Genomic DNA, 26,397 nt, shown 5'->3' on the forward strand with positions numbered 1-26,397 from the left:
CGCCGCCCCCACCGCCACCCCGGCTTCGACGAGCGCATATTATCCGTATTACCCCTATTTTCGGAGCGGCTCGGGCCAGCCGGTCTCAAAACAAGCATTTATTTACCAGGACCCTGTTTCCGGAAAAGTCATCGTGACAGGGACCCTGGTGACGACTGTAGTCGATACCGGCTCGACGATGACATTCGTCGGCGCAAACAACAGCCTCAGCCTGCGCCGGGTCACGGCTACCGTGAGCTACAGTTTCCGCAATAAGGATTACGTCGTGGCGATGGACACATTAAGAACAGCCGACCAATGAAAATTCTCTCTCGTCAAAAATCATCGGAACGGGCGTTCACGTTCGCGGAAATGAGCGTTGCGGTGAGCGTTCTCATGCTTTTGGGCGTGACGTTTTTCCAGGTCCTTAATTCGGGGCTCATTCTTTCGGCAAAAAATACCGCCGTCAACGTAGCTCATGAGGAAGCGCGGCTGGGCATGCTTCGACTAACTCGAGACATCCACGCCGCCATCTCCGTGCCGCAACTCCGTGACAACGGATTCAACGTCATAAGCGTCGATCCAGTAAGCGGCGTGCCGCCGACGGCCGCGGCCGTATCGTTTCAAAACATTGCCTCGGGACCAAACTTCGTCTGGAAAGATCCAGGTGCGACAAACCTGATCATGATCAAGGACAACCCCAACAAGCCGGTCGAGGGAATGCGGCTGATCATCCCCTTTTTCGGACTCGAGGAAGATATCACGAAAGTCACCGCCTCTGGCTCCGCCAATCACAGCAATGTGTTTATTAAGGCGGACCAATCAACTCCTCCCATTACCGCTCCCGATTATGGCAGTCCTTACTGCATCACTTACTACACTGATCGGTCGATGTATGTGGTTCGAAAAGGCTCTTACATTCCCGATTCCCAGGGTCCTTACACTATCACCACAGCCGCTTACACCAGCGGCTACCAGGACCGGTATGTCCTTAGCGGGACCATTTACAGACCTAGTACGACGGGAACGTTGGTAGTGACCCCCACGCTCTACTCCAGTGGATCGGCCCAGCGGTACCGCTTCGAGGACGGTGAGCTGCATTTGTATAAACAGCGTTACAGCGGCTCCTCTGTTTATTGGCAGGACACTGCCACAGTTGCCAAATATATCAGCAGCCCGATACCGTTTTATATCCCGTTGAATAGCGCAGGCACGCCCAACACGAAATACGTAGGCGTGAAATTGACGGCCCGGGACCCGAAATCGAGTAACCGCGGTTATCTCGCCACCGCCTCTCTGCTGGATACGCAGATTGATTATCGCTCTCGCATTACCATTACCCAATAAAATGAAAACCGGCCGAAACGTTTCCAATCAAGGCAGTACTCTCGTCGTTACCATCAGCGTCGTCGCCGGGCTTCTCGTTCTTTTGGGACTGGCGGTTCAGTTCACGCAGACCATTTCCCGCCAATCTCAGCGCAGCCGGAAAACGGCCCAGGCCATGGAAATTGCGGATGGCCACCTCGAATTCCTCTTTACAAGCTGGCGAAATATCTACCGCAACACCTGGACGACGGTCTCCACCAACTCGGGCGGAACGGATTATTCCATCCTGGGAACGAATTTTTTCTTCACCGGCACATATAATCCCGGACCGGCGCCTAGCCCCGTTCCTTCTATGACGCCGGCTGCGACTCCGCCAGTCATCCCGACACCGGCGCCCGCGCTTTTTCCCACTGAAGGCAACTATCAGCTGACGCAATATCGCATCCAGGCCGTCGATCCGATGATTACGCTCGACGCGGATGGAAATGCTCTCAAGGAGACCAGTTTTGGCTCGTTAAGCTACGTAGCTCTCTCTCCGGCCGCTACCCCGCCCGCGGCCTATGGCAAGAACAAGTGGCAATACAGCTATTTCTATCTCGCCGCCGTGGACGTCAGCGTTCCCACCACTACGGGAAGCGTCACGGCCAAGGTGCGCCGCATTTTCGAGAAGAAGTTCGATAACCCGTGGACCTATGCGATGTTCTTTGTCGACGACCTCGAGTTGCAGCCGACGACCAGCCTCGCCGTAAATGGACCGATCCACACGAATGGAAGTCTTTATATCGGCACGAGTAATTTTACCACCACCAACTTAGTGGAGTATGCGGGGGAATACGTGAATGGTTACTCACCTCAGGACACCTATCACAACGCTGCGGTCACCAAACCGAATTTTGCCAAGAGCGACGCGTCATTGACCTACTCCGACATGCCGCCGGCCCAGGTTTCGCCCTATCTCCCGTTCGGCTGGAATCTCAAGCTGACAAACGCGGACGGGAGCGTCAATAACGACAGCTACCACGAATTGATCGAGCAAGCCACCGGCACGCCCGACCCCTTGTCGGAAGTTCGTTACTACAATCAGGCCGGTTACCGCGTCCTGATAGACTCAAGCAACAACATCACAGTCACGAAGAAAGACGGCACGAATCTGCCGACCAATACAGGCGAAGGCAAGATTTTTAAGGACGCCATCACGATCAACCAGGCAATTCAGGATCAGCGGGAGAATACCTACGTCCGTCTCGCTACCCTCGACATCAGTCAGATCACGTCTGCCGCGGAGGCCGACAAATTTTCAGTTTGGAATGGGGTCATTTACATCGCCGACACGAGCACCCACGGCAGTATTATCACCGCACCGCTCGGCGGGACGGGGGCAACGGTAAACACGACCATCCGTGGGATTCGCCTCATCAATGGGTATAAACTCCCCAAGATCAACAGCGGCACGAACAACGTCGATGGAATGACGATCGTTTCTCTTAATCCGGTTTTTATCAAGGGTAACTATAACACTTCCACAAACGCCGGAGACACCATTCCCTCCAACAATGGTACCTACACCGACCCGGATGCAAGCGGTTACGCGCGCAAACTGGCCGCTGTCGTTGGCGATTCCATCAATGTTTTGTCAGGCGCGTGGAACGACCTCCAGTCTACCAATACGATTTCGAACCGCACGGCTACTAACACCACCATTAACGCTGCCCTCGTCGGCGGGATCGTGCCAAGCGGTAGCGGTAGTTACAGCGGTGGCGGCGAGAACTTTGTCCGGCTGCTGGAGGACTGGAAGGCCAACACCCTCTGCATTTACGGTTCGATGGTCCAGCTTTACACGAGCAAGCAGGCTACCTCTGCCTGGACTGGCGCGGGGAACAACTACAAGGCGCCGCTGGTTTCAAAGTTTTATTGGGACCCGAACTTTAGCGACTACTCGCTCACCGCGTATCAATCCGGTCCGCCGGGAAATCTCCAGATTGCAGCTTATCTCCAGCAACAGCGCTGGTACCAGGTTTACTGACAGAATAAACGACCATGCGAAGGCTTCTCCTTATTTGTTTAATCGCGCTAGCCGCACCGGCCCGGGGCGCCATCGATTTCTCACCGACGGTGACCTCCTATTCTTCGGAAGGCGCCGAATACGCGAACGTTGCGTTCAAAGACGAACAGCGAACGGTGACGCTCACCCTGCCGAGACTCTGGAGCTGCCGGGGAGACGCTTCGCGGCTCCAATTCGCTCCGCCGAACCAAAACTTTGCGGAAGGCCTGGTTCAGGCCGCTTCGATGAAAGGACTCCTTCGCTTCGACGAACCGACCGTAAAGTCCCTCGAGCAACAAGTTCTGTCGACGCTGCCCTCTGGCAGCCAGGGAGCGGCCTTGGTAAGCCAGCAGGAAAATCCCGTCATACTCAACGGAAATCTCAGTTACGAATTTATCGTCGCGTATCAGACCCTCGGACAGGCTTTTCTTCGCAGCGTCATCATTGTGGCATGCCCGGACCAGCAGCTTATCTTTAAATTCAGCGCCCCGAAATCGGTTTTCGACAATTTGAACAGGTCATTCCGCCAGAGCATCGTTTCGTGGAGATTGACTGAGCCGTCGAATCAATCCGTCCTGGCCGCCGTGACTACTCCGCAGGCTCCGACCAAGACAAACTGAGGTTTGCAGTGGGTCTTCAAGCGCTTCCTCTGAAGCGCCTGTCGCAGCGGCTCGACTGTTGCTAAGCTGCGGCAGACATGGCGCGCGTATTCCTAATTTCAGCGACCCCAGCGGACGATGAGAGCGGGTTCAATTTCGCGCCACTTCGGGACCTGCGACAATGCGCGGAGCTCGATCGATTCAAGATTCATTCTGTTGCCTCCGATCCTGAAGCTGCGGATCTGATCATCTTTGCGGAATTCTATGGCGCTGGTTCGTACTTTGAGCGTCTCCGCCGGCATCCGCTCGTGAGGAAGTATCGCGACAAGACCTTTCTCTTCTGCGCCAACCCTTTCGTCATTCCGTTGTTGCCGGGGGTTTACGCGGGCGTGGAGAAACGATGGTCGTCCTCGCGAACCCGGCCCGGTTTCTACCTCGGGCGGACCAGGAACGAATTCACTACGTTCAGCCCACCGACGGACGACTTGCCGTACCTTTTTAGTTTCATGGGTTCAATCCGAAACGCCCCGGTTCGGCGCAGGCTGGCGACGCTATCCCATCCTCGCAGCTTTTTTCAGAATACGACGGAAGACTTCGACCGGGTTCTCTACGGGAAAATGGACAAGCGGGAAAGGCTGGATTACGACCGCCGTTACGCCGAACTGACCAAGGCCAGCAAGTTTGTCCTCTCCCCCAGGGGGCTGAGCGCCGCCAGCATTCGGCTCTTCGAAACAATGCGCATTGGGCGGGTGCCAGTCATTCTGTCGGATGATTGGGTTCCGCCCGTCGGTCCGCTTTGGGAGAAATTTTCGATTCGGGTTGCCGAGCGGGAGTTTGCTCAAATTCCACACCTCCTCGAGCAGCAGGAATCACAGGCGGTGGCGATGGGAGAACTTGCCCGGAAAGCGTGGGAGGAATGGTTCAGCGACGAGGTCTTATTCCACCGGCTCGTCGAGTCTTGCCTGGACATTCAGCGCAGACGGCGAATCCCGGAAAGTCTGGCCCGATGGCCGGCTTATCTTCAATTTCTGCGCCCATTGCATCTCAGGCGACTCCTCGGCACCCAGTACCGCGCCCTCAAGAAGTCGATTGGGCTGCCTGCAGCCCGACCGTAGCCTTCACTCTTTCGGGCTGCGCCTCGCGAGTAATTCGGCGATTGAGTCCTGGATGTCAGCAATGCAGACGGGCTTCTTGAGGTAGGCGTCCCCGCACACAGCCAGCGCACTTTGATGGTCGGCCTCATCTCCGTAAGCCGAATAATACAGAATTGGCTTATCGGGATGAAGCTCGCGCAGCTGCTGGCAAAGCTCGACTCCGGTTCCGTCAGGCAGTCGCACGTCCAGGATGTAAAGGTCGAAGTCGATTTCCTTGGCGAGATCCAACCCTTCGGCCACGCTGCCGGCCGTGAGGACGCCGTAGCCGCAATCCTGCAGCAAAGCGGCCATCATCAGCCGGGTGTCCTGATGATCGTCTACGTGAAGAATGCGGGCCTTAGTGCGTTCCATGCGGTCGTTAACCAACGTATCAGACAGAGACGCGGTTCGCGACAGTTCTCTGCAGCCCCTGTTTTTCCGCAACAGGCGTGATTCGAATTTCCATCATTAACACGGCTTTTTATATCGAAAGATCGGGAAAATTTTTATTGACAGCTTCCGGCGAAACCCGGCAAAACTGAACGCGACGGATTAATCGCATTTTTCAAGGGAGGAAAAACTACATGAGAACCCAGAACACCGGCCGCTTCATCAAACTTTTTTGCGCTGTCGCCAGCACCGTTTTCGCGGCGGCTTCGGCCTCGGGCGCGATTGTCTGGGATCTTAATCCCGGGAATCTGAACGCGCCGGTTGGCTCCAGTAGCCACACCTACACCGTCTCGGGATTTTCGATTACCGCCTACGGATTTGATAATCACGCCGGAATTGGCACTGCCCACGAATTATATTACAAGAGCGTTCCCGAGATCGGCGGCGCAGTGGAGCGAGGCCTGGGTTTGGTCGGGACGCCGAACAACGAGATCCAGGTGGGCCTTCATTTTATCCAGTTTGATTTCACGTCCATGCTGGCCGCGGGAATGATGAACGGCCAGATCAGCGTCGGCAGCGTCCAGCCGGGTGAGCAGTTTGCCATTTTTGGGTCGAACACTCTGGGGACTCTCGGGACGCAGGTCGGTGGGATTTATGGAAGCGCTTTTGACGATCAGTACGTCTCCATTCAGAACTTCGGCCAGTTTCATTATTACTCGGTGGTATCCATGGCGGATGACGTTCTGCCGGTCTCGATTCGGGCCGACCTTCCGCCAGTGCCCGAGATGAATGCGATCCTGCCGGTGGCCGCCCTGCTTTTGCTCGTCTTCTCCGTTGGGGCCTGGCGCAAGCATGCCGCCAAATCGGCATAAAACCTCTTCCGCTAATTCCGGCTCGTGTTGTCGGCGTCCGATTTGGTTTCTGACGGCGCAGCTTCGCGCGATGACCAGCCAATGATCGAACCAGCGCGGCCGCTTCGCGTCCTCTGTGCGGACGACAACGTTCTCGTTCTCGACATGTTGTCGAAGACATTGCAATCCGCCGGACACCATGTGGAGGTGGCCACGGACGGCCGCTCGGCGGTCTCTCGCGTGGAAGAAGATCCCGCCTACTTCCAACTCATCGTCACTGACACGCGGATGCCGCGTCTGGATGGCTTTGGCGTGGTCCAGGAGGCGCGATCCGCCGGTTTCGAGGGAAAGATCATCGTCTTTGCCAATTCGCTGAGTCCCGAAGACCGGCAACGCTACGCCGAACTTCAGGTCGATCGGGTGATCGATAAACCCGGCAAAAGCGGGGAGCTGATCGGCGCCATCAGCGAGTTAGGGGCATCGTTGCCCTAGGGTGCGCTTCAAATCAGGAGTTTGAGGGGAGTCTAGGCTATTTTGTTTTTATTCTAAAAACATAAACAACGCATATTCAACGGGATATGCGTTTAGATTCTCAAGGTGGCCCGAGAGTAGCTTTATGGGAATTATATGGGTGTTTCCCGCCATCGCGCCGTGGCCGTTTTCGGCCTTTCACTGGCTTTGCTGCTGGTGGCTTGGGTTGTACCGGCCAAGGCTCTCGTTCTCGATTGGGACGGCGTTACCTGGACACCCGGTTCCCTCTCGAATTCCTTTAACCTGAACGGCGATGCCTTCAATGACGTGACCGTCGCGGTCACGAGTCAAAACCCCGGTGTTTTCACGAATGATCCGACCACGGGGACCATGACTCCGGCCATCAATCAAACGATGACGGGCGGCCTGGTCCCGGCTCAGAACTCGCTGGTCATCGCGGCTAATCTACACACCAACAGCAACCTGACCGTTCATTTCAGCTTCACCGGCGGCACCGCGGGGAACCTGCCAGGCGCCAACAACGTTTCCTTCACCATTTTCGATATCGATGTGACGACGAACAGCGACATCATCAGCAACATTTACGGCGTCGCGCCGGATGGAACTCATGTCGCTGCGACGATCACCAATCTCGGTTCCGCGGTCACTCCGGGCGGTTCCGGGTTGACCCAGACCCTTACTGGCAATGCTGCTTCGGCGAATAATTCCTCGAACGGCAACGCAACCATTAGCTTCGGTTCCACGCTCATCACGGACCTGTACTTTACCTTCGGCAACACCGCTGGTGCGCCCCGCTACCAGGACATTGGTATTGGCGACCTTACCTTTACGCCGGTGCCGGAGATCAACCCCGCCATTTCGGCGTCGGTAAGTTCGTTTATCGCCGTCGGTCTTACCGTTTTGATGCAGCGTCGCGCTAAAAAGCGGCGGTCGCCGGTTAGGCAATAACCTTTTCCCACGCGAGCGAGGCCGGCGATAGTTCGCGCAGCTGCGCGATCACCGCCGGAATGATCTCCAAGGCCCGATCTACTTCTGCTTCGGTGTTGAAGCGCCCAAAGGAAAAGCGCATGCTGCCTCGAGTCCGTTCCGGGCTCAGATTCATGGCACGCAGGACGTGCGACGCCTCCAAAGATCCGGTGCGGCAAGCCGAGCCGGCCGAGCAACAGAGATGATGTCGATCGAACAATACCAGGGCCGCATCCGATTCTATTCCGGCGAACGAGAGATTCGAGGTGTTGGGAAGGCGCGCCACCGAATCCCCATTTACGAAAGTATCCGGCACCTTTTCCAGCAGACCCGCCTCGAAACGATCGCGCATCTCGCGGACGCGGGTGGCTTCTTCCTCCAGGGCCGCTGCGGCGCATTCAGCCGCTTTCCCTAAAGCCACAATTGACGCCACGTTTTCTGTTCCGGCGCGCCGATTATTCTCCTGGCTCCCACCAATAAGAGTCGGCTTAAAGGCCGATCGTTTGTTCACGTAAAGGACACCGACCCCTTTCGGGCCATGCAGCTTGTGCGCGGAAAGGGAGAGCGAATTGATCGTCGAGCCGGCCAGCTGAATCGGAATTTTCCCCACGGTTTGGATGGCGTCGGTATGAAAAAGGACCCGTTTCCTGCGCGCGATCTCTGCTATTTCCTGGATGGGAAACAGGACGCCGGTCTCGTTGTTGGCCCACATGGCGGTGACAATCGCGGTGCGAGGCGTGATCGCGTTTTCCAGCTCATCGAGATCCAGGTTTCCCTTGCCGTCTACCGGAAGGACCGTAGTTGAGACACCGCGTTTCGAAAGCGTCTCGCAATGCCGCCGGGTGGCACTATGCTCGACGGCGGTCGTCACCACGTGCTGGCGTGACGGATCGAGTTGGAGCGCTGAATTAACCGCCGCGTTATTCGACTCCGTTCCGCAGCTCGTGAAAACGATCTCTCTGGGTTCGCATCCCAGGAGCGCGGCGACCCGTTCCCGCGCCAGGTCGATTGCCCGGCGGACCTGGGCCCCAAAAGTGTAGCCACTCGAGGGATTACCGAAGTAATCCGTCAGGTACGGCAGCATCTCCTCCACCACGGCGGGATCCAGTTGCGTGGTGGCGTTGTTATCAAGATAAATGATCTGCTCGCGAGAGATCATGGAAGCGTCATTTTATGATATTCGTGCCGTTGAGGTAAAGCGTGCTGTCGCCATCTACTCTGGTGGGCGCGGCGCGTTTCCCGGGTGCTGGGGAGCCCGGTGCGTATAACGAAAGTAGAGGTTCCGCAGGTAAATCGGCAGCGGCATGGCCGTGCTCAGGACGCCCACGGAATCCCGCTGGTAGATCGCAAAATAACTCAGCATCAGCAGGCTGCCGAGCGCGCTGCACTCCCAAAAACCGAACGGGATCACGCTTTTACGGGCGCGTTCCGACGCGATCCATTGGATGAGAAAGCGCAGGCCGAAGACGAGGCTTCCGCTCAAGCCCACGATTTTCCACGGGTGAATCAAAATTCCGAACACGTGCGTCTCGGCGAGAAACTGAAGGCTGTTCATAACGGCCCAAGGTTCGGGCAGATCGCGATGGCCGGAAAGCTTTTTTGTCAGGAGCACCTCTCGCGATTTTCGTTAAATCCTGCCCTTGATCTCGCGGTGCGACAGGCGAAGAAATCTCATGCCGAAAATCAGGCCATCTCCCTGGAAGATTGCGCTGGCGAAAACGCCGGAGCAGATCGGCCGGTGCAGCGCGGTGATGCGAGAGTTGCGCCCGCACATCGAGGCAATTGATTTCGCCGCCCGCGTTCTTCAACAGCAGAAAGAGGGATATCAGCTTGCCTATCTCGAACTCGACCGGGTCGTCCGATCCGTGGCCGGCTTTCGCATTTTCAACATGCTCTTCTCGGGCCGCACCCTTTATATCGACGATCTGGTCACGCACGATTCCGATCGTTCCCGGGGATTTGGCGCCGCTCTCTTTGATTGGCTCGTCGAGCACGCCAGGGAGAACGATTGCGAGCACCTCACGCTCGATTCGGGGGTCCAGCGATTCGCCGCCCACCGCTTTTATCTCAATCGCGGAATGGAAATCACTTCGCATCACTTTGATCTCAAGCTCAGCCGATAATCGCGCTCGGACTTCGCGCCATCGCGGTGCTGTTCATCTTTCAAATTCCACCTAAGATTCACCCGCATGTCATCCATCTGGGATATCGCCAACCCGCAATTGCGCGCGCTGTCCGTTTATGAGCCGGGCAAACCCATCGAGGAGACCGCGCGCGAGCTGGGGGCGGATGCGGACGAAATCATCAAACTCGCCTCCAATGAGAACCCCCTCGGGCCTTCACCCAAGGCCCTGATGGCGATGCGGGCCGCGCTCGACTCCTCGCACCTTTATCCGGACGGCGGGGGCTATTATCTGCGGGAGGCGCTCGCGGCAAAACTCGGTCTCAGCCGCGATCATCTCATTCTTGGCAGTGGATCGAACGAGATCATCGAGTTCCTTGGCCACGCTTTCCTGGATCGCGGTGATGACGTCATCACTTCGCAGCATGCGTTCATCGCCTACAAACTCGTCGCGGAGGTCCTGGGCGCCCGGACGATCGAAGTGCCGAGTCCCGATCTCTGCCACGATCTCGAGGGAATTCTGGCCGCCATCACGCCGAAAACGCGCCTCATTTTCATCGCGAATCCAAATAATCCGACCGGCACCCTCGTAGGACAGGACGCCATCGACCGGTTCATGGAGCGCGTGCCGGAAAACATTGTCGTAGTTTTCGATGAGGCCTATTTCGAATACCTCGATGATCCGCCCGATACGTTGCGCTTCGTCCGCGCGGGCCGCAATGTGGCCGTCCTCCGCACTTTTTCGAAAATGCAGGGTCTCGCCAGTTTGCGCGTCGGGTATGCGATTGCCCGCCCAGAGCTGATTCAGGTCCTGCAAAAAACGCGACAGCCGTTCAACGTGAACGGCCTTGGCCAGATCGCAGCGCTCGCCAGTCTCGGCGATGAGGAACACCGCCGCGAGACCAAACGGGTCACGGACGAAGGCCGCGAGTATCTGGAGAAAGAGCTGGGCGCGATGAACCTTCGCTTCGTGCCAAGCGTCGCGAATTTTATTCTCGTGAACGTTGGCGATGGGGCAAAAGTCTTCCGGGAATTACTCGCCCGGCGGGTCATTGTGCGCGCTTTGAAAGGATATGATCTGCCCCAGTGGATTCGAATTTCCGTCGGCACCATGAAACAGAATCAACGCTGCATCGCGGCCTTGCGGGAAGCGTTGCGGAGTGGTTCGGCGTGACTGATTCTAGCGAGTCGGAGCTTCCGGGGGAGACGATTGCCGCTATTTCCACTCCCGCGGGAGAGGGCGCGGTTGCCCTGGTTCGCATCTCGGGCGAGGCCGCAATTGCCATCGCGAATCGCATTTATCGCGGGCCGGAAAATCCCTCCGATTTCCCCACTCATACGCAACGGCTGGGTGAAATTATTGAAGGCGATCGCGTGATCGACCAGGTGATGCTCGCGGTCCACCGCGCGCCGGCGAGCTACACCGGTGAGGATGTGGTTGAGATCAGTTGTCATGGCGGCATCCTGGTCACCGCCCAGGTGCTGGAAACCTGTCTCCGGGCCGGAGCGCGCGGAGCGCGGCCGGGCGAATTTACAGAGCGCGCCTTTCTCAATGGCAAGATGGATCTTACTCAGGCGGAAGCCGTCATGGATTTGATCCGGGCCCGAAGCGATCTTGCGTTGCGGTCAGCACGGGAACAACTCGAAGGCGCGCTCGGAGAAAAAATTGCCGGCATTCGAAAGGCGCTGGTGGACCTCCTCGCGCACCTGGAAGCCGCCATCGATTTTCCGGAAGAAGGCATCGCGCCGGATAAAGGCGCGAAGTTGAGAGCACGGCTGGATGCGATTCGGGAACAAGTGCGCGCCCTGGTCGCCACCGCGGATCAAGGCCGGGTTTTGCGGGAGGGGCTTCGCGCGGTGATTTACGGCCCGACAAACGCCGGGAAATCGAGTCTGCTCAATCGCCTGCTCGGCTACGAGCGCGCGATTGTCAGCGAACAGCCTGGCACGACGCGCGATACCATCGACGAAGTCATCAACCTCCACGGTATTCCGATTCGTTTGCTCGATACGGCCGGCCTGCGCGAATCGGACGACGAAATCGAGCGACAAGGAATGGCTCGCACGCGGCGCTCTCTCGCCGGCGCCGATCTTCTCCTTCAAGTGCTCGATCGCAGCGTGGCGAAGCCGGCGGACTTTAAGGCTAATTCCACGGAACAAATTCAGATCGTGCTCCTCAACAAAAGCGACCTTCCGGAGCATCCCGACTGGGCTGGCGTCGATGCTCTGCGAATTTGCTGCCTTTCCGAGCGAGGGCTCGAAGGGTTGGAGGAAGCGATCCTCGCCAGAATTTCCGAAAAACACCTCCGCCCGGAAAGCGCGGTGGCGATCAACACGCGGCACCGCGATTGCCTCCGCCGCGTGCTCAGCGCCTGCGATCTCGCGGCTGGCACCATGGAATCCGCTTTTGCGCCGGAATATGTCGTCGTCGATTTGCGAGAGGCGGTGCGCGCTCTCGATGAAATTACCGGAGCGGCGACACCGGAAGAAGTCCGGGACGCGCTCTTCGCCCAGTTCTGCATCGGGAAATGAACAACTCTCACGCCGCGCCTTTCGAGAGATTCCGAAGATGATCGCCAGCGACATGTATAAATTCGTCGTTAGGCCGGCGCTCTTCACCCTGTCCGCCGAAGCCGCGCACAATCTTGCGATCCGCGCTCTTCGGGCCGCCTCCACCCGTCCCAGCATGCTGCGTCAACTCGAGCGGTTTGCGCCCGAGCCGAATCCGAAGAGGCTTTTCGGCCTTACTTTCCCCAATCCAATCGGTCTCGCCGCGGGCTTTGATAAGAATGGCGTCGCAATTCCAGCCCTGGCCGCGCTGGGATTTGGCCTTGTCGAGATCGGCACAGTGACGGCGAAATCCCAGCCGGGCAATCCCAAGCCGCGCATCTTTCGCTATTCTGAACAGGAGGCGTTGATCAATCGGCTCGGCTTCAACAATGACGGGGCCGACGTAGTTGCGGCCCGGTTGCGAGAAGTGCGTGACAGTGGGCGCTGGCCGAAAATTCCGGTCGGAATCAATATCGGCAAATCGAAAATCACGCCGATCGAGGAGGCGACGGAGGATTATCTTTACTCTTTTCGCCTGCTCTCGGCGCAGGCCGATTACGTCGTGCTCAACGTCAGTTCGCCGAACACGCCCGGCCTTCGTTCGTTGCAGGGAAAGGATGCCCTGGAAGAATTATTGGGTTCCATTCGCTCGGAAAACCAGGCTAGCCGCAAGCCGGTTCTCCTGAAAATTGCCCCTGATCTTTCGCTTCCGGAGCTCGAGGAGGTCATCGGCATCTCAGAGCAGAACGATATCGCCGGGATTATCGCTACGAACACCACGCTGGATCACTCGGCTATCCCTCCATCCCATGATCAGCAAGGCGGTCTCAGCGGCCGACCGCTTCGGCAAAAATCCACCGAGATGGTGCGTGCCATTACGGCGCGCTCGCGACTTCCGGTTATCGCGTCCGGCGGAATTGTTGACGCGGAAAGCGCCCGGGAAAAATGGGAGGCCGGCGCGCAACTCCTCCAGGTCTATACCGGCTACGTCTATCGCGGCCCGGGTCTGTTGCGGGAGATTGCCGCTATCGGTTAACCCACTTGGCGTTTTGGCCGACGATGATGGGCAGCTCGTCCATCATGTACTGAGTCTTGCCAATCACGCCCCACATGGGAACGCCGGTCGCGGCCAGCCACTTCTTGGACATGCTTTCCCCGGTGTGGCAGCCCCAGCTTTTGGCAAAAGCGCCCCGGGCAAATACGCGACCGTTGATTTTCTTCAGCTCATCCTCGTGTAACCACGATTTGCAGGCGCTCTCGATGTTGCTGCTATAATCGAACATAAAGCAGGCGCGGTTCGAATGGCCGAAGTATTCGAAATCGGCTACCTTCAGCGTGTCCCGCGGCTGGCCATTGTTGAGGTAATTGATGACCTCGTCGCCCTTCGAGAAATAGATCAGCTTCAGGTTGAATTTGTCGCGGACGCTGCCGATGAGGGCGAACAAGTCCTGTTTCTCCTGCTGCATGCGATCCTTGTAGCCCTGGCCGTAAACAAGCCATGTAATCTTGGCATCAGGCCCGGCGGTCGCGCGAATCTGCTCGGTCCGAATCCGGGCGGCCCGGATGAAATTGGCCCACCAATGATCGTGCGGCTGCTGTTTGTATTTCTCCCATTGCATCAAGGAAGGACCGCCTACGAGCAAAACATATTCGCCCTGGACGGGGGCCGCGGCAGAGGCATTCCGGGCCAGGAACAGGGCGAAAAGAAGGAGAATGGGAAGCAGGCGTTTCATCGCAAGGTTGGGAGCAGTATTTATGCTGGGATGGGGTCGCTTGCAACTGGCCGGCGGCCATTTCCCTTCGTAATCGTGCTCCTGCTCGTGCTCGGGATCGAAGGCAAGGGAGCACCGAGCACGAGCACGAGCACGATGAGGATGTTCAGCATTCTTCGCGAACGACGTCTTCCATCGTCTGGCGTCGCCGGATAAGCGAGCTTTGGTCGCCCGTGACCAGGACTTCGGCCGGCAAGGGCCGCGAATTGTAATTCGACGCCATGGTGAACCCATAGGCGCCGGCGCTCATGAGCGCGAGAAGGTCGCCTTCCTTCACCGGCGGCAGATCACGGTCCTGGGCAAAAAAATCGCCGCTCTCGCAAACCGGGCCCACAATATCGACAACTTCGCGCGCGTCATTCCCACTCTCCCGCACCGGGACGATCTCGTGATAGCTCTGATAAAGGGCGGGCCGAATCAGATCGTTCATACCCGCGTCGACGATCACAAATTTCTTATTTGCGGTTTGTTTCAAGTAGCGGACCCGGGTGAGCAGGATGCCGGCATTGCCCACGAGAAACCGGCCCGGCTCGAGCAGCACGCGCAAACCAAGTTCGCGGAGAGGTGGCACGATCGCCGCCGCGTAATCGGCCACGCTGAACGCGGAATCTTCGCCGCCATGGTCGTGCCACCATTTTCCCGAACCACTTTCCAGCGCGCGCCGATAAATGATGCCCATCCCGCCGCCGACGCTGAAGAACTCGAGTTCGTGCCTTTGTTTCAGTTCGCGAACGAGGGGGCCGACTTTCGTAATCGCTTCCGCGAATGGTTTCGCGGCCGTGATCTGCGAACCAATGTGCATCTGGATTCCGCGAAGGCGGAGGTTCGGCAGGCGCGCGGCCTTTTCATAAATCGCCACGATGCGATCTAGCGCGATCCCAAATTTGTTTTCGCTTCGTCCGGTCGAGATGTAGCGATGCGTGCTGGCATCGACGTCCGGGTTTACTCGTAGCGCGATCGGCGCTCGAACGCCTTTAGCGCGCGCGACGCGATCGATCCATTCCAATTCCGCTTCGCTTTCGACATTGAAACAGAAAACGCCTTCATCGAGGGCGTATTCGATTTCCTCCTGCGATTTGCCGACGCCGGCGAAGGTGCACTTGTCGGCGGAGCCCCCAGCTCGGAGGACACGGAACAATTCGCCGCCCGAGACGATGTCGAACCCAGCTCCGGCCTCCGCCAGCAGACCCAGGATTGCGCCGTTCGAATTCGCTTTGACCGCGTAGCAAACCAGGTGATCGAGCTCCCCGAGCGCGGCGTCGAGCCGGCGATAGTGATCGAGAATTGTGCCGGAGCTATAAACATAGAGAGGCGTGCCGAACTCCTTCGCGGCGGCCGAGAGCGACACGTTTTCGCAGGATAGTTCGCCCTCGCGGTAATGAAATGAATGCATGTCTGTGTCACTAAAGCGGCGCGGCGGGAAAGCTTCAAGGAGCGGCGGTTTGTAACCGCCGACTCAGGTGAGGAGGCGGCGTGGGAAACTACGACGCCGAAGCTTTCCGTGGCCTCAACAAGGCGACCAGCGAGGCGAGCACAAGCAACGCGCCAAAAGTACAAACGATTGCCGCCCCCGAAGGGAAATCGCCCCAGTACGAGAAGAACAGGCCTGCAATCCCACCAACCAGCGAGATCCCCCAGCCGACGAGGAGCCGGGCCGGATTCGAGCGCACGACGGTGACCGCGCAAACCGCGGGCACAATCAAATAGCTGAACACGAGCAAAACCCCGGCGACCCGGACGAAAATCGTCACCACGATGCCGAAGGTGGCGTAAAAGAAAAAATCCCACCAGCGCACCCGCCAGCCGCGCCGATAAGCTTCGTCTCGCTGAAAAGAAACCAGGAGGAAATTCTTCCGGAAGACAAAATGAACGGCACCTACGGCGAGAAAGACAGCAAGGCATTTCCAGACTTCCGCCGCGCTTACCACGGTGATGTCGCCCACGAGCATGTTGCGGATTTCTTCGTTGCCATGGGCGGACCGGCTGAGCAGGAGCACGGCGGCGGCCGCGGCCACGACGTAGGTGATGCCGATGATCGCTTCCTGGGAAACCTGGCTGGTCCGCTTTCCGGTGACGGCAAATAGGGCGGCGCCCAGGAGGGTCACGCAGACTCCGAGCGCGTAGGAGAGGATGCTTTCCGGCTCGTAACCGAGAAGGACGCCCACGCATATCCCGAGGGACGCCATCTGGGCCATGGCGATGTCGATAAAAATGATGCCGCGCTGAACGACGTGGAGGCCAAGATAAACGAGCAGCCAGGGGAGGAGAATGCAGGCGGCGCTCGGCCAGAACATTATTTCCCACATGAGTTTTCTCCTGGATGTGAATGGTGATCGGTGACTGGTGAATGGTGCATGATGGCGGTGTTTCTATTCACGGATCACTAGTCACCATTCACTTGAGCGCTGCTGACAGGTTCGCGACCAACTTGTCGATGAGTTTCACGTATGAGTCTGTACCGGGCAGCCCGCCGGGATACTGGGCGAAATCCACGACTTTGGCGCCGGTAGCGCTCGCGACTTTCTCGGCAATTTTCCGGTCGTGAAACGGCTCGACGATGATCGCTTTGATCTTCTGTGCCTTCATTTTCTCGATGACCTCCGCGAGATGCGATGGCGATGGCGGAATGCCCGGTTTCGGTTCGAGGAACGTGTCGATATTCACGCCGAACCGGTGAGCGAAGTAGGGCCAGGAATCGTGATACGCGACCACGTTTTGTCCCTTGAATGGCAGCATGGCCGCACCCCATTCCTGGAGTTTGGCATTGATGGTCGCTTCGAACTTTTTGAAGTTCGCGTCGTAAATGAGTGTGTTCTTTTCGTCCACCGCCGTGAACGCGCGCGCGATATGCGCCGCGACAGTTTTCGCTATGATCGGATCCGACATGAAATGCGGATTACCGAGGGCGTGAACATCACCCGCGGCGCGCGTGATGTTCCCCGGCACGTTCATCAAACGGACGCCTTGTGAAGCCTGGACGCGGCCGGGCTGGCCCACATCGATCTTCGAGTTGCGCGCGTTTTGGAGAAGCGGCGGCAGCCAGCCGATCTCCAATTCGGCGCCGCCGTCGATCAGGACATCGGCATCGCGCAGTTGGACGACGAAGCTGGGGCGCGCGTCGACGAAGTGCGAGTCCTCGGTCGGTTTCGCCAGAACGCTCACCTCGACCTTATCGGCGCCAAGTTCACGAGCGAGCGAAGCCAAATCGGGCAGGGTGGCGACAACTTTCAGTTTGGCGTGAGCGGACAGCGCCGCGGTAACTAGCAAGCAAGCTGTGACAAGAATTCGTTTCATATGTTTTTGCATGAGTTTCTAAAATTTGTGGGCGCCGTGGGCGCCAAGGATGAACTCGAACTGGAGGAAGATTGAATCGGCCTCGCGGCTGGCGAGGAACGCGTTCTCATCCAGGAAATCGTGATTGTATTGGAGACGAATCTTCGAGAACTCAGTCGGATACCAGGTCAGGTCTGCGGAGATCCGGGAGCGCGATTGCCGCGTTTCGTCATCGGTGAAGGCCGATTCCTGCATGTGCAGATAGTCGCCGCGGACGCCGGCGACCCATCCTTTCTTGAATCCCCAAAGCACCTGCGAATAGAAACCCCAGTCACGGAACGTCTCTTCGACCGGGAAAGAATCGTCGAAACCGCGGCCCGCTTCGAAGCGGCGATAGAGCGCTTCGGTCTGCCATTTTACAAAGGGGAAACCGCCTTCCGCGTGGGAGCTTTTCCATTTGTAAAGAAGATCGGCGCCGTAAATCTGGGTATGATTATCGGAGCCAGTGTCGTTCATCCCGAACGCGCCGGACGCCCCGAGCAATACCGTCTGCGTGTCGCTCGGGTTAAACGAAGTCTCGAACCGCGGCACGTACAGCATGTCGTGAAGCGCGCTCGCGTCGCGGTCGATCGTCCAGCGGCTGAAGAACAATCCGTCCTCGCCGGGATTGCGGAACGAATAGGCCGTTCCGCCCCGCCCGTTCTGGACGGCGAAGAGCAGTTGCGAATACCAGGGCGTGGGGAGGGTCCAGGAAACCTGCGCGCCCACCCCGCGCAAGCCGTCCGGTCCGAGCAAGCGCCCATTTACCAGCGGCGAGTCGGCGAATTCCCAGGTATGAGGATGGGTGGCATTAATGCGTCCGAACGGATCGAAGAACTGTCCGGCTTTTATCTGCAAGCCGTAGGGCAGGCTCGACGTCTGGAGGAATGCTTCCTCGAGCTCGATCTCGGTTTCGTTATTGTCGTCCAGCTTCAGGACAATGTTCGCGAACCCCTGGAAGTACGGATCGACCGCGCCATCGAGGGCGATCTCGGCGTTGCGGGCATTGAAGCCGCGCTGCTGCGGGTCGTGATCGCCCACTTCGATCCGATCCAGGTGCCGTTCACTCGATGCCGCCAGGGCGAAGACGGAATCGAACGAGATGTTCATGTAGTTCTTGTTGTTGCCGCCGCCGAGAATGGAGATCGGCTGGGTAAGCGGCGACGTCGTGTCCGTGCTTGCGGTCGTTGTCGGCGCCGTCGTCACCGATTCGTCGCTGGTAGGAAAGGTCGTCGTGCCGTTGGCATTGACCGCCGGCGCTGAAGAAACCACGGCGGAGTCGGTTGTCGGAAACAGCGGCGTGCTCGACGGTGAGGAGGGCGCGGGCAAACTGGAAGTTTCGGCAGTTTGTTTCTCTGGATTTTCCGGGAGGAGAGGCTGATCGGGATTGGACTTATCCGGCGCCGGCTGACTTTTCACCTGTTGTTGCAACGTCTGCACCAGCTCCTTGAGCGAACGCACTTCCTCGCGGAGCGCTTCGACTTCGGCGCTCGTCGCCGGCGAAGAGGAGACTGGCGAAGGTTCCGCCGTTTGGGCAGAGACCCGCGCGGCCACGCCGAGGGCGAGCGCCACATAGATGAGAATTTTCATTTGGTTTTCCTGACGGGATCGGACCATGGGCCCGACATTTCTGAACCGATCGCTTGCATTCGGCGCACATTGGTTCGGCAGCCCGCGGAACGCGCGACAAGGCTGGCGCCCCACCTAAGCGGGGAGGGACCAATGGGTCAGGAAATGGCCGGCGGCGCGTGTTCGAGCAGTGAAAACTCGAGATGCGCCGTGACCAGACAAAAGCTGCGGGAAATGTAGGCGAGGGCCTGGGGCCGGGCCGGCGGAGCGAGCGAGATCGTCGCCACCGGGGTGTGCTGGAAGTTGCCGGAGGAGAGTAGCGTCACCGCGCATTCGTGATTCGGCGAGTTGGTCGTGGAATGGATCTGCTCGTGCAGTTGCGGAATCGCGGACAGAGCCACCGCGAAAAGGAATGCGCCCAGGCATCCGGCGGCGACGATCGCGCGCAGGGCTGCCCGGCAGTGATACAGGCGACGGCTCATTTCACCGGCGAGTGTGCGTTGGCCCAAAGCACGACGCAAGTGCGATTTGGGCCTGTGGTGGCCGCTCTCAGGAAGAACTCGGCTCCGCAACTGGACACCACGGCGGGATTGGCTTACCGATGCGGCACCATGATTGGACCGGCAAAAATCTATTTCATCATCTTCGGGCTCCTCACGATCGTGGGTGGCGTGATCGGTTATGTCAAAGCGGGCAGCACCGCCTCGATCATCGCGGGCGGGATCTCCGGCGCCGCCCTCCTGGCGGCCGCGTTTTTGCTTTTAGGAAACGTCGTCCTTGGATTGATCGTCGCCGGCGTGGTTTCCCTTCTCCTCGCGGGCAGGTTCATCCCGAATTTCATGCAAACCGGCAAAATCATGCCGGCTGGATTGATGGCCATCCTGAGCGCGATCGGTGTCATCGTGGTGATCGTCGCCTGGATAAAAAAGTAACCGACTCGGCGTGCGAAAAATTCGTCTCAGGACCCTGCGTTTTTTCGCGTCGGTTCTGCTCGCGGCAGTCCTGAGCGCGATCGTCCTGCGCTGGATCTCGCTCGAGCAATGGCATCGCAAGCAGGTTTCGCCCGAGACGCCGGTCGAGATCGAGATCCCGGAGAAATCGCCGACCCCGGCACCGTCGCCGAAGATTCCGGTCATCACCGGAAAGCTGGATACCGCCAAATTATTTAGCGGCATCACCGTTCACGCTTCCGTCGAGCCGACGCCGGGCGGCGCGGCTTCGGACGAGCGGGCCGATCCCCAGAGCTACGTCCTGGAATTGAAGCTGCATACCCGCGTGCCGGCGCCGAATGCCACCGTTGAGGATCTGGCCAAGGTCAATCCCGAGCTGCCGCGCCTTCTTCCCGGTCTCGCGGCCATGATCACGCCGGAATCCGTCTCGCCTTTTTTCAAGGAGCTCTACGATACGAAGCTGCGGAACCTGAAAGAGAACCTGGTCCGGCTCGAGCAGCTTTTGTCGCGGCACAACTTTTACGATTGCCAGACCGTGCTGCAGTTGCGCCATCCGGAAACGAAGCGCCGGGTCGTCCTGTTGCAGGCCGACATGGACGTCGACGCCGATGGCTCCGATTCCGATCGCCTCCCAGCCGGCTCGGGGTTGTCGACGAACTTCAAGCCGGTCACGAGTTATCGTTGGCCAAAAAAGAGCCAGATTCCCAATCCGTATATCGGCCCGGCGGAAGAAAGATTGAAACGTTACGAAAATGAGCTGGCGGTGAAAACGACCGCGCCGGAACGGAAAAAGGAGCTCAAAGCCGGGATAGCCGCTGTCCGCGACGAGATTGAGACGTTGAAGAAGTATAGCTTTCTGATCGGGGCCACCGATCCCTACATCGTGTTGCCGTCGGGCCTGGGGAAAGCGGATGGGGGGAAGGTCGGCGATTACGCGCTCGTGATTTTCGGCGACCGGATTTTCCCGGCGATCGTGGGCGACATCGGACCGTCGGACAAAGCGGGAGAGGCTTCGCTGCGAATTGCCAAGGAACTGAACTCGGCCGCGACCGCTTACAACCGGCCGGTGAGCGATCTCAAGGTGACCTACTTGGTTTTTCCGGGCACAGCTGAGACGCCGTTCGGCCCGCCTGACCTGGAAAAGCTTTTGGCGCGCAGCGATGCGCTCGTCAAAGAAATCGGCGGGGCGAGCGTGCCCTTACATCACTGGGAAAACATCATTCCGCCGCTGCCGACTCCGACACCAACGCCGAGTCCTACGCCCTCGGCCACGCCCGCCCCATCAGGCAGTCCGGTTGCACCCGGGCCGTCGCCGAGTTCCACGTTCGCGTTCCCAATCGCATCGCCGAGTCCGTCGTCGTCGCCCAAGCGATGATTCTCAGGAACAAGGAGCGGCGATTTGAAATCGCCGTCTGTCTTTATCGGCGGTTTCAAACCGCCGCTTCTTGAAGCTTTCACGGTGAGCAAAGCGTTTACGCGGGACGAGAACGAAGGGCCGGACATCCCCGATGTTCCGCTGACAACGTCACCCCTATCGCCGGGAGCCAAGAATTACATTACGCCGGCAGGCGCCCAACGATTGCGTGATGAACTCCAGCGGCTCGTTGAAGTGACCCGGCCGCAATTGATCGACGCCCGCGACGATCCGGATGCAAAACGACAGCTCGCGCGGCTGGATCAACGCGTCAGGCAGCTCGAGGAAAGTTTGCAATCAGCCGAGATCGTTGGGCCTCCGGGCGGTTCGGAGGACGTGGTTCGCTTTGGAGCAAGGGTGACGGTTCGCGAGTCGAATGGCGAGGAGACGACCTACCGCATCGTGGGCGTGGACGAGACGGATGTGGAGAACAATTGGGTCAGCTGGATGTCGCCCATAGCGAAGGCGGTTTTGAATCGGAAACGGGGCGAGCTGATTCGCTTCAAATTTCCTTCGGGCCAGGAGACGCTTGAGATAAAAGAGATCAGCTATGAATAAGATTTTTCTTCAGGTCGCCCTGATTTCCCTCGCGCTCACTTCCATCAGTCGCGGAGTCGAACCATCCCAGACGCCGGCCGTCGAGAAGTTCGATGTCGTCATAAAAGGCGGGACGGTCTACGACGGCACGGGCGAAAAGCCGAGGGTGATCGATGTGGCGATCCGGCGGGACCGCATTGTCGGCCTCGGAAATTTTCCACCGGAATCGGCGAATTCCATGATCGACGCGAAAGGGCTGGCCGTCGCCCCGGGCTTCATAAACATGCTTTCCTGGTCGACGGAGTCGTTGATCGAGGATGGTCGCTCCCAAAGCGAAATCCGAGAAGGCGTGACGACGGAGATCATGGGCGAAGGCACTTCCATGGGCCCCCTCAACGACCGAATGAAGGAGCGGATGCTTCACGACCAGGGTGATATCAAGTACGAGATCAAGTGGAGCACGCTTTCGGAATACCTATCCTACCTCGAGCAGCGCGGCGTCTCCTGCAATGTCGCGTCGTTTGTGGGCGCGACGACGATCCGCGACTTCGTTATCGGGCTCGAAGACAAACAGCCGAGTCCCGAGCAACTGGAGCAAATGCGTCAGCTTGTCCGGCAGGAGATGGAAGCGGGCGCGCTCGGGATTGGTTCGTCACTGATCTATCCGCCGGCCTTTTACGCGAAGACGGAGGAGTTGATCGAGCTCTGCAAAGTCGCCGCGAAATACAAAGGGAAATACATCTCGCACATGCGAAGCGAAGGAAACCGGTTGCTGGAAGCGATCGACGAACTGCTGCGGATCAGCAAGGAAGCGAACATTCCGGCGGAGATTTATCACATCAAGGCGGCCGGCCAGCCGAACTGGAACAAGGCGGACGCGATGCTGGCCAAGATCGAGCAGGCGCGCAAAACCGGGTTAAAAATCACCGCCGACATGTACACCTATACCGCGGCCGGCACCGGACTCGACGCCTGTTTGCCGCCCTGGACGGAGGACGGCGGTTATCCGGCTTTGTTCAAACGGCTGCGCGATCCGGAGACCCGTGCAAAAATCAAAACCGAAGTCCAAACGCCAAGCGACAAATGGGAAAACCTCTATCTTGCCGCGGGTTCGCCGGAGAAAATTCTCCTCTCCGGGTTCCACTCGGAAAAGCTAAAGCCGCTCACCGGCAAATCGCTCGCCGAGGTCGCGAAGATGCGCGGAAAAGATCCAATCGACACCGCGATGGATTTGATTGCGGAAGACGAGTCGCGGATCGATTCGATCTACTTTCTCATGACGGAAGAAAACGTGAAGAAGGAGATCGTGAAACCGTGGGTTTCGTTCGGATCGGACGAAGCCTCCCAGGCGCCGGAAGGGAACTTCCTGAAATCGAATTGTCATCCCCGCGCTTACGGCAATTTCGCGCGCGTCCTGGGAAAGTATGTGCGTGAAGACAAGGCGCTCACCCTCGAAGACGCGATCCGGAAATTGAGCGGATTACCCGCGACGAACCTCGGCCTCGATCATCGTGGCCTCTTGAAAGAGGGGATGTTTGCCGATGTGGTGATGTTCGATCCGGCCACGGTGGGAGATCGGGCGACCTTCGAGAAGCCGCACCAGTATGCGGTCGGGATGAAGCACGTTTTGGTGAACGGCGTGCAGGTCCTGAAAGATGGTGAGCATACGGGCGCGAAGCCGGGCCGCGCGCTGTGGGGGCCGGGGAAACTGTACCGATTATCTCGCTTTCCCGTCCACGCGTGACTCGATCTGGTCGAGGCTCGGATCGTTTTGGCGGATCCATTGCTGGATGGCGCCGACTTCCGACGGGTCGACGGTCGTGGTCCGCGGTTCGCGGTTCAGGAGATCGGGCGTTGAATCGGGCAACACCGGCTTCGCCTTCTTGACGGAGAACTTCCAGTGCCGGCCAAACCGGAGCAGCGAGTAATACATCGTTTTGGCTTCGACGGCGCTGACGCCGCTGCAGCGCATCGCGTTGTAAAACATCCGGTCTACCACGGCCGGAGGTTTGTTCTTTTGGTCGTAGGCGACGTCGTGGAGGACGGACGCGTTTCGGTATTTGCCCTCGAACGGCCCGCCCATGAACGACCAGAGGGCGCGCGGAATCGACGCGCCATCGATCACCGACCCAGCTGGTGCAATCCAGACCACGCCATTCGGATCGGTGTAACGCAGCTCGTTGAGGAGCGTCATGTTTCGGCCATCCTGGTCCCAACGCGTGTCGATCGTGCCGCTGTAATAGCCCCACGGTCCGGCCGGATTGGTGTTGTCGTGGGCGGTTTTATGTTTTCCAAAAACACAGCCGGACAACGACAGAAGAATCACAAGCGCTGGAGCCGCGGCGCTCAGTCGCCGCGCGTTCTGCCAGCGCGCCGACAGAGCGGCGCGTCTACTGCAAAGGATACGGATCGTCATCAGGTAATCGCCGAAGCCAGTTCTTTCTCGCGCTCCACCGCGGGACGCAACGTGGGTGGGGGAACCACGTTTCTCGATGGCCGCCGGAATTTTTTCACATAAAAGAGCATGAAAATCCCGGAAACGATCAGGAGCGAGCCGATCCATTTCAGGAGCCAGCCGGGATCGCGCAGAATTTGAATGGTGCTTTGGCCGAGGTTTTCCGGGTTCCAGGAGGCCTGCGACATTTTGTAGGTGAGGCCGGTCCAGGTCCGCCACCATTGCCCGGGATAACTGAAGGGATTGTTCATCCAGCATTGGCCTTCGGCGGTCGCCCCTTCCAGGGTCGTTACACGCACCGTGCTTTTGAACCCGGCGGGACTGTCGCTCCCTTCGTTGCGCTGCACTTCGAAGTCGAGCAATTCCAGCGCGATCGGCAACTCAATTTGCTTCCAACCGTAGGCCACCTGGATGTCTCCCGGCGAAGCCGGCATGCTAACCTGCCACCCGGCGGGAACCCATTGTTCGGAAACTTGCCCGCCCTGCTCAACGCGGACCCGCACGCCATCGGGCAAATCCGGACCGGTGGACGCGGCCGTCGTCGGGACAAAATCCATCCATTCCTCCGCATGCGGCAGGGTCCGATCAACGGTCAATTGCCAGTCGGCCCAACCTGTCGGGAGCGGCGTATTCACCTCCAGTTTGCCGGTGGAAGGCCCGGCTTTTCGGGAGGCGAGATCATAACTAATGCTGCCGTCATCGGCGATGAACAGGGTAAGATGATTCAGCGCCGCTTCTCCCGGGCCCGGCATGTTTGGCGCGGCCCCTGGGGCGTCGGCCCCATGAGGGTTGGGCGCGGAAGAAACTGGCGCGCCCTTTCCGCGCAGGGTGATCACCACGGCGGGATTGTTCGGCTGTTCGCTCACGGACGTCGGTTTCCCGTTTTCGAGTCGAAAGTCAGCCCAGTAGTTCTCGATTCGCAGAGTGAACCCCGTTCCATCCATGGCCGAGTCTTTGCCGAGGTTTTGCGCGACGTCGAAGGTCCACGTTTTTCCGTTCAACTTAACAACCACGCTGCCTTTGTTTCCGTTTTCCGGATGATTCAACTGAACTTTGGCGCCGGTGCTTCCTCCTTTGATCACCTTGGCGATTTGTTCCTCCGGTGCTTTTGCAAAAGCGAAGATCGTTTCCTGGATATCCACTACGCCAGCGGCCGGCGCAGCGGAATTCGGTGAATCGCCTTTGGCATTTTTTTCCGGGGCGTGGCCGCGTTTCAACTCGATGGTCGCCAGGCCCATGTTGAATGAGCTGTGCTGTTGATCGTCCGCCAGGAGCCAGCTTTCCAGGTGCTGGCCCATCATCGCGGTGGCGATCGAAAAATGGAGCGCGGGCGCGCCGCCTTCCTTGAGCGGCTTCGGATTCAGCTTGCCTTCAATGGCCGGCGCGTAATCGACAATCTTGAGGCGCGCCCCGCCGGCAAGCGGGCCAAGGTCCCAGGGCTTTGAGGGGGTGGGCGGGCGATGAATGAATTCGGCTGGATAACCTTTAACCAGGCCGTCGGTATCCCGAACGCGAAGCTGATGTTGATCGACCAGCAACCGATTCGTGGGCGGTTCGCCTTTGAAGATCGTGATCGTTCCTTCGATTCCCCAGGTGCGTCCGATGAGCGAGCCAATCAGGAGCGTGATGATCCCGAGATGCGTGACCAGGAAGGCAACGTGATGCTTTTTCCACGGCCACCGAGAGAGCGCCGAAACGGCTAGGTTCGCCGCGAGAAAAAGCAGCCAGATGTTGAACCAGGGCGCGCCGTAAACGTAGGCGCGCGCCACTTTCGCATCGAAGCTCGACTCATAGAGCGTGCCTGCGATCGCTCCGACGATCAGGACCGCGAGCAACACAACGGCCAGCTTGAGCGAGGCGAAGAACCGGAAGACCGGATTTCGTTGCCAGCTCGGGCGAGGGACAGAAGAGGCGGCCATGATGGTGGGCGGGTATTTTC

At 58.6% G+C, this 26,397-nt stretch carries 27 protein-coding genes; 16 read left to right on the top strand and 11 right to left on the bottom strand.

The annotated features are described in order from the left end of the window. From VJU77_00275 to VJU77_00295, 5 genes are all read left to right on the top strand, one after another. Positions 1–301: hypothetical protein (locus VJU77_00275; protein ID HKP01769.1), on the top strand; the 301-nt coding region annotated here is incomplete at its 5' end. Continuing rightward, positions 298–1,326 carry a hypothetical protein gene (locus VJU77_00280; protein ID HKP01770.1) on the top strand — a complete coding sequence of 343 codons (1,029 nt, stop codon included), beginning with the start codon at positions 298–300 and terminating at the stop codon, positions 1,324–1,326. The genes VJU77_00275 and VJU77_00280, both read left to right, overlap by 4 nt. Position 1,327: 1 nt before the next feature. Then, the gene (locus VJU77_00285; GenBank protein ID HKP01771.1) at positions 1,328–3,328 is read left to right on the top strand and encodes a hypothetical protein; all 2,001 of its coding nucleotides are present in this window, start codon (positions 1,328–1,330) and stop codon (positions 3,326–3,328) included. A gap of 14 nt (positions 3,329–3,342) precedes the next feature. After that, positions 3,343–3,966: a hypothetical protein gene (locus VJU77_00290; GenBank protein HKP01772.1), complete on the top strand. Its 624-nt coding sequence runs from the start codon at positions 3,343–3,345 to the stop codon at positions 3,964–3,966. A gap of 77 nt (positions 3,967–4,043) precedes the next feature. Beyond that, positions 4,044–5,060 (top strand): exostosin family protein, encoded by a 1,017-nt coding sequence (locus tag VJU77_00295; protein HKP01773.1) that lies wholly within the window; start codon positions 4,044–4,046, stop codon positions 5,058–5,060. A gap of 3 nt (positions 5,061–5,063) precedes the next feature. Here VJU77_00295 and VJU77_00300 read toward each other — a convergent pair whose 3' ends face one another. Next, positions 5,064–5,450: a response regulator gene (locus VJU77_00300; protein ID HKP01774.1), complete on the bottom strand. Its 387-nt coding sequence runs from the start codon at positions 5,448–5,450 to the stop codon at positions 5,064–5,066. A 212-nt stretch (positions 5,451–5,662) separates the two neighbouring features. Between VJU77_00300 and VJU77_00305 the strand changes: the two genes are divergently transcribed. The 3 genes from VJU77_00305 to VJU77_00315 all read left to right on the top strand — a co-directional run bounded on the left by VJU77_00305 (position 5,663) and on the right by VJU77_00315 (position 7,759). Beyond that, the gene (locus tag VJU77_00305; protein HKP01775.1) at positions 5,663–6,340 is read left to right on the top strand and encodes a hypothetical protein; all 678 of its coding nucleotides are present in this window, start codon (positions 5,663–5,665) and stop codon (positions 6,338–6,340) included. An 81-nt stretch (positions 6,341–6,421) separates the two neighbouring features. Beyond that, complete coding sequence (locus VJU77_00310; protein HKP01776.1) at positions 6,422–6,811, top strand: response regulator; 390 nt, start codon at positions 6,422–6,424, stop codon at positions 6,809–6,811. 135 nt (positions 6,812–6,946) lie between these two features. Beyond that, positions 6,947–7,759 carry a hypothetical protein gene (locus tag VJU77_00315; protein ID HKP01777.1) on the top strand — a complete coding sequence of 271 codons (813 nt, stop codon included), beginning with the start codon at positions 6,947–6,949 and terminating at the stop codon, positions 7,757–7,759. Here VJU77_00315 and nifS read toward each other — a convergent pair. Both nifS and VJU77_00325 read right to left on the bottom strand, forming a co-directional pair. Then, positions 7,749–8,936 (bottom strand): cysteine desulfurase NifS, encoded by a 1,188-nt coding sequence (nifS, locus tag VJU77_00320; protein ID HKP01778.1) that lies wholly within the window; start codon positions 8,934–8,936, stop codon positions 7,749–7,751. The two genes, VJU77_00315 and nifS, sit on opposite strands and share 11 nt — an antisense overlap. Positions 8,937–8,990: 54 nt before the next feature. After that, positions 8,991–9,332, bottom strand: a complete 342-nt coding sequence (locus VJU77_00325; GenBank protein HKP01779.1) for a lipid-A-disaccharide synthase N-terminal domain-containing protein — start codon at positions 9,330–9,332, stop codon at positions 8,991–8,993. 118 nt (positions 9,333–9,450) lie between these two features. Here VJU77_00325 and VJU77_00330 point away from each other — a divergent pair, with 118 nt between their 5' ends. The 4 genes from VJU77_00330 to VJU77_00345 all read left to right on the top strand — a co-directional run bounded on the left by VJU77_00330 (position 9,451) and on the right by VJU77_00345 (position 13,485). Further along, positions 9,451–9,900, top strand: a complete 450-nt coding sequence (locus VJU77_00330) for a GNAT family N-acetyltransferase (protein ID HKP01780.1) — start codon at positions 9,451–9,453, stop codon at positions 9,898–9,900. A 66-nt stretch (positions 9,901–9,966) separates the two neighbouring features. Then, positions 9,967–11,073 carry a histidinol-phosphate transaminase gene (hisC, locus tag VJU77_00335; GenBank protein HKP01781.1) on the top strand — a complete coding sequence of 369 codons (1,107 nt, stop codon included), beginning with the start codon at positions 9,967–9,969 and terminating at the stop codon, positions 11,071–11,073. Continuing rightward, positions 11,070–12,431 carry a tRNA uridine-5-carboxymethylaminomethyl(34) synthesis GTPase MnmE gene (gene mnmE / locus VJU77_00340; protein HKP01782.1) on the top strand — a complete coding sequence of 454 codons (1,362 nt, stop codon included), beginning with the start codon at positions 11,070–11,072 and terminating at the stop codon, positions 12,429–12,431. The genes hisC and mnmE overlap by 4 nt, the downstream gene beginning before the upstream one ends. A gap of 37 nt (positions 12,432–12,468) precedes the next feature. Beyond that, complete coding sequence (locus tag VJU77_00345; protein HKP01783.1) at positions 12,469–13,485, top strand: quinone-dependent dihydroorotate dehydrogenase; 1,017 nt, start codon at positions 12,469–12,471, stop codon at positions 13,483–13,485. Here VJU77_00345 and VJU77_00350 read toward each other — a convergent pair. The 6 genes from VJU77_00350 to VJU77_00375 form a co-directional block, all read right to left on the bottom strand. Then, positions 13,475–14,182 carry a hypothetical protein gene (locus tag VJU77_00350; protein ID HKP01784.1) on the bottom strand — a complete coding sequence of 236 codons (708 nt, stop codon included), beginning with the start codon at positions 14,180–14,182 and terminating at the stop codon, positions 13,475–13,477. The genes VJU77_00345 and VJU77_00350 overlap by 11 nt on opposite strands. Positions 14,183–14,327: 145 nt before the next feature. Next, a complete protein-coding gene (gene lysA, locus VJU77_00355) occupies positions 14,328–15,614 on the bottom strand; it encodes a diaminopimelate decarboxylase (protein ID HKP01785.1) in 1,287 nt (428 codons plus the stop codon). Between the two features lie 88 nt (positions 15,615–15,702). Then, positions 15,703–16,527, bottom strand: a complete 825-nt coding sequence (locus VJU77_00360; protein HKP01786.1) for a metal ABC transporter permease — start codon at positions 16,525–16,527, stop codon at positions 15,703–15,705. Between the two features lie 88 nt (positions 16,528–16,615). Then, the gene (locus tag VJU77_00365) at positions 16,616–17,515 is read right to left on the bottom strand and encodes a metal ABC transporter substrate-binding protein (protein ID HKP01787.1); all 900 of its coding nucleotides are present in this window, start codon (positions 17,513–17,515) and stop codon (positions 16,616–16,618) included. Between the two features lie 18 nt (positions 17,516–17,533). Beyond that, entirely contained in the window at positions 17,534–19,123 is a 1,590-nt protein-coding gene (locus VJU77_00370; GenBank protein ID HKP01788.1) for a hypothetical protein, read from the bottom strand. Between the two features lie 137 nt (positions 19,124–19,260). Beyond that, positions 19,261–19,584: a hypothetical protein gene (locus tag VJU77_00375; GenBank protein ID HKP01789.1), complete on the bottom strand. Its 324-nt coding sequence runs from the start codon at positions 19,582–19,584 to the stop codon at positions 19,261–19,263. A 39-nt stretch (positions 19,585–19,623) separates the two neighbouring features. Here VJU77_00375 and VJU77_00380 point away from each other — a divergent pair, with 39 nt between their 5' ends. From VJU77_00380 to VJU77_00395, 4 genes are read left to right on the top strand one after another with little or no spacing between them, the layout of a single operon-like run. Next, positions 19,624–20,034 carry a TMEM14 family protein gene (locus VJU77_00380; GenBank protein ID HKP01790.1) on the top strand — a complete coding sequence of 137 codons (411 nt, stop codon included), beginning with the start codon at positions 19,624–19,626 and terminating at the stop codon, positions 20,032–20,034. 10 nt (positions 20,035–20,044) lie between these two features. After that, complete coding sequence (locus VJU77_00385; protein HKP01791.1) at positions 20,045–21,427, top strand: glycoside hydrolase family 75 protein; 1,383 nt, start codon at positions 20,045–20,047, stop codon at positions 21,425–21,427. A 24-nt stretch (positions 21,428–21,451) separates the two neighbouring features. Beyond that, positions 21,452–22,024, top strand: coding sequence for a GreA/GreB family elongation factor (locus tag VJU77_00390; GenBank protein HKP01792.1), 573 nt, complete (start codon positions 21,452–21,454; stop codon positions 22,022–22,024). Further along, entirely contained in the window at positions 22,017–23,747 is a 1,731-nt protein-coding gene (locus VJU77_00395) for a D-aminoacylase (protein HKP01793.1), read from the top strand. Before VJU77_00390 ends, VJU77_00395 begins: the two co-directional genes overlap by 8 nt. On the opposite strand, the gene VJU77_00400 is transcribed toward VJU77_00395, so the two are convergent. Both VJU77_00400 and VJU77_00405 read right to left on the bottom strand, forming a co-directional pair. Beyond that, on the bottom strand, positions 23,721–24,419 hold the full coding sequence (locus VJU77_00400; GenBank protein ID HKP01794.1) for a DUF1353 domain-containing protein: 699 nt from the start codon (positions 24,417–24,419) through the stop codon (positions 23,721–23,723). The genes VJU77_00395 and VJU77_00400 overlap by 27 nt on opposite strands. After that, positions 24,419–26,377 carry a hypothetical protein gene (locus VJU77_00405; GenBank protein ID HKP01795.1) on the bottom strand — a complete coding sequence of 653 codons (1,959 nt, stop codon included), beginning with the start codon at positions 26,375–26,377 and terminating at the stop codon, positions 24,419–24,421. The genes VJU77_00400 and VJU77_00405 overlap by 1 nt, the downstream gene beginning before the upstream one ends. Positions 26,378–26,397 lie beyond the last annotated feature (20 nt).

The organism is Chthoniobacterales bacterium, from assembly GCA_035274845.1.
Lineage (GTDB): Bacteria > Verrucomicrobiota > Verrucomicrobiia > Chthoniobacterales > UBA10450 > AV80.

What these genes read in the sequence shown, in the direction of transcription:
- VJU77_00280 (HKP01770.1), top strand. Translation starts at nt 298, where the DNA reads ATGAAAATTCTCTCTCGTCAAAAATCATCGGAACGGGCGTTCACGTTC.
- VJU77_00285 (HKP01771.1), top strand. Translation starts at nt 1,328, where the DNA reads ATGAAAACCGGCCGAAACGTTTCCAATCAAGGCAGTACTCTCGTCGTT.
- VJU77_00290 (HKP01772.1), top strand. Translation starts at nt 3,343, where the DNA reads ATGCGAAGGCTTCTCCTTATTTGTTTAATCGCGCTAGCCGCACCGGCC.
- VJU77_00295 (HKP01773.1), top strand. Translation starts at nt 4,044, where the DNA reads ATGGCGCGCGTATTCCTAATTTCAGCGACCCCAGCGGACGATGAGAGC.
- VJU77_00300 (HKP01774.1), bottom strand. Translation starts at nt 5,450, where the DNA reads ATGGAACGCACTAAGGCCCGCATTCTTCACGTAGACGATCATCAGGAC.
- VJU77_00305 (HKP01775.1), top strand. Translation starts at nt 5,663, where the DNA reads ATGAGAACCCAGAACACCGGCCGCTTCATCAAACTTTTTTGCGCTGTC.
- VJU77_00310 (HKP01776.1), top strand. Translation starts at nt 6,422, where the DNA reads ATGATCGAACCAGCGCGGCCGCTTCGCGTCCTCTGTGCGGACGACAAC.
- VJU77_00315 (HKP01777.1), top strand. Translation starts at nt 6,947, where the DNA reads ATGGGTGTTTCCCGCCATCGCGCCGTGGCCGTTTTCGGCCTTTCACTG.
- nifS (HKP01778.1), bottom strand. Translation starts at nt 8,936, where the DNA reads ATGATCTCTCGCGAGCAGATCATTTATCTTGATAACAACGCCACCACG.
- VJU77_00325 (HKP01779.1), bottom strand. Translation starts at nt 9,332, where the DNA reads ATGAACAGCCTTCAGTTTCTCGCCGAGACGCACGTGTTCGGAATTTTG.
- VJU77_00330 (HKP01780.1), top strand. Translation starts at nt 9,451, where the DNA reads ATGCCGAAAATCAGGCCATCTCCCTGGAAGATTGCGCTGGCGAAAACG.
- hisC (HKP01781.1), top strand. Translation starts at nt 9,967, where the DNA reads ATGTCATCCATCTGGGATATCGCCAACCCGCAATTGCGCGCGCTGTCC.
- VJU77_00345 (HKP01783.1), top strand. Translation starts at nt 12,469, where the DNA reads ATGATCGCCAGCGACATGTATAAATTCGTCGTTAGGCCGGCGCTCTTC.
- VJU77_00350 (HKP01784.1), bottom strand. Translation starts at nt 14,182, where the DNA reads ATGAAACGCCTGCTTCCCATTCTCCTTCTTTTCGCCCTGTTCCTGGCC.
- lysA (HKP01785.1), bottom strand. Translation starts at nt 15,614, where the DNA reads ATGCATTCATTTCATTACCGCGAGGGCGAACTATCCTGCGAAAACGTG.
- VJU77_00360 (HKP01786.1), bottom strand. Translation starts at nt 16,527, where the DNA reads ATGTGGGAAATAATGTTCTGGCCGAGCGCCGCCTGCATTCTCCTCCCC.
- VJU77_00365 (HKP01787.1), bottom strand. Translation starts at nt 17,515, where the DNA reads ATGAAACGAATTCTTGTCACAGCTTGCTTGCTAGTTACCGCGGCGCTG.
- VJU77_00370 (HKP01788.1), bottom strand. Translation starts at nt 19,123, where the DNA reads ATGAAAATTCTCATCTATGTGGCGCTCGCCCTCGGCGTGGCCGCGCGG.
- VJU77_00375 (HKP01789.1), bottom strand. Translation starts at nt 19,584, where the DNA reads ATGAGCCGTCGCCTGTATCACTGCCGGGCAGCCCTGCGCGCGATCGTC.
- VJU77_00395 (HKP01793.1), top strand. Translation starts at nt 22,017, where the DNA reads ATGAATAAGATTTTTCTTCAGGTCGCCCTGATTTCCCTCGCGCTCACT.
- VJU77_00400 (HKP01794.1), bottom strand. Translation starts at nt 24,419, where the DNA reads ATGACGATCCGTATCCTTTGCAGTAGACGCGCCGCTCTGTCGGCGCGC.
- VJU77_00405 (HKP01795.1), bottom strand. Translation starts at nt 26,377, where the DNA reads ATGGCCGCCTCTTCTGTCCCTCGCCCGAGCTGGCAACGAAATCCGGTC.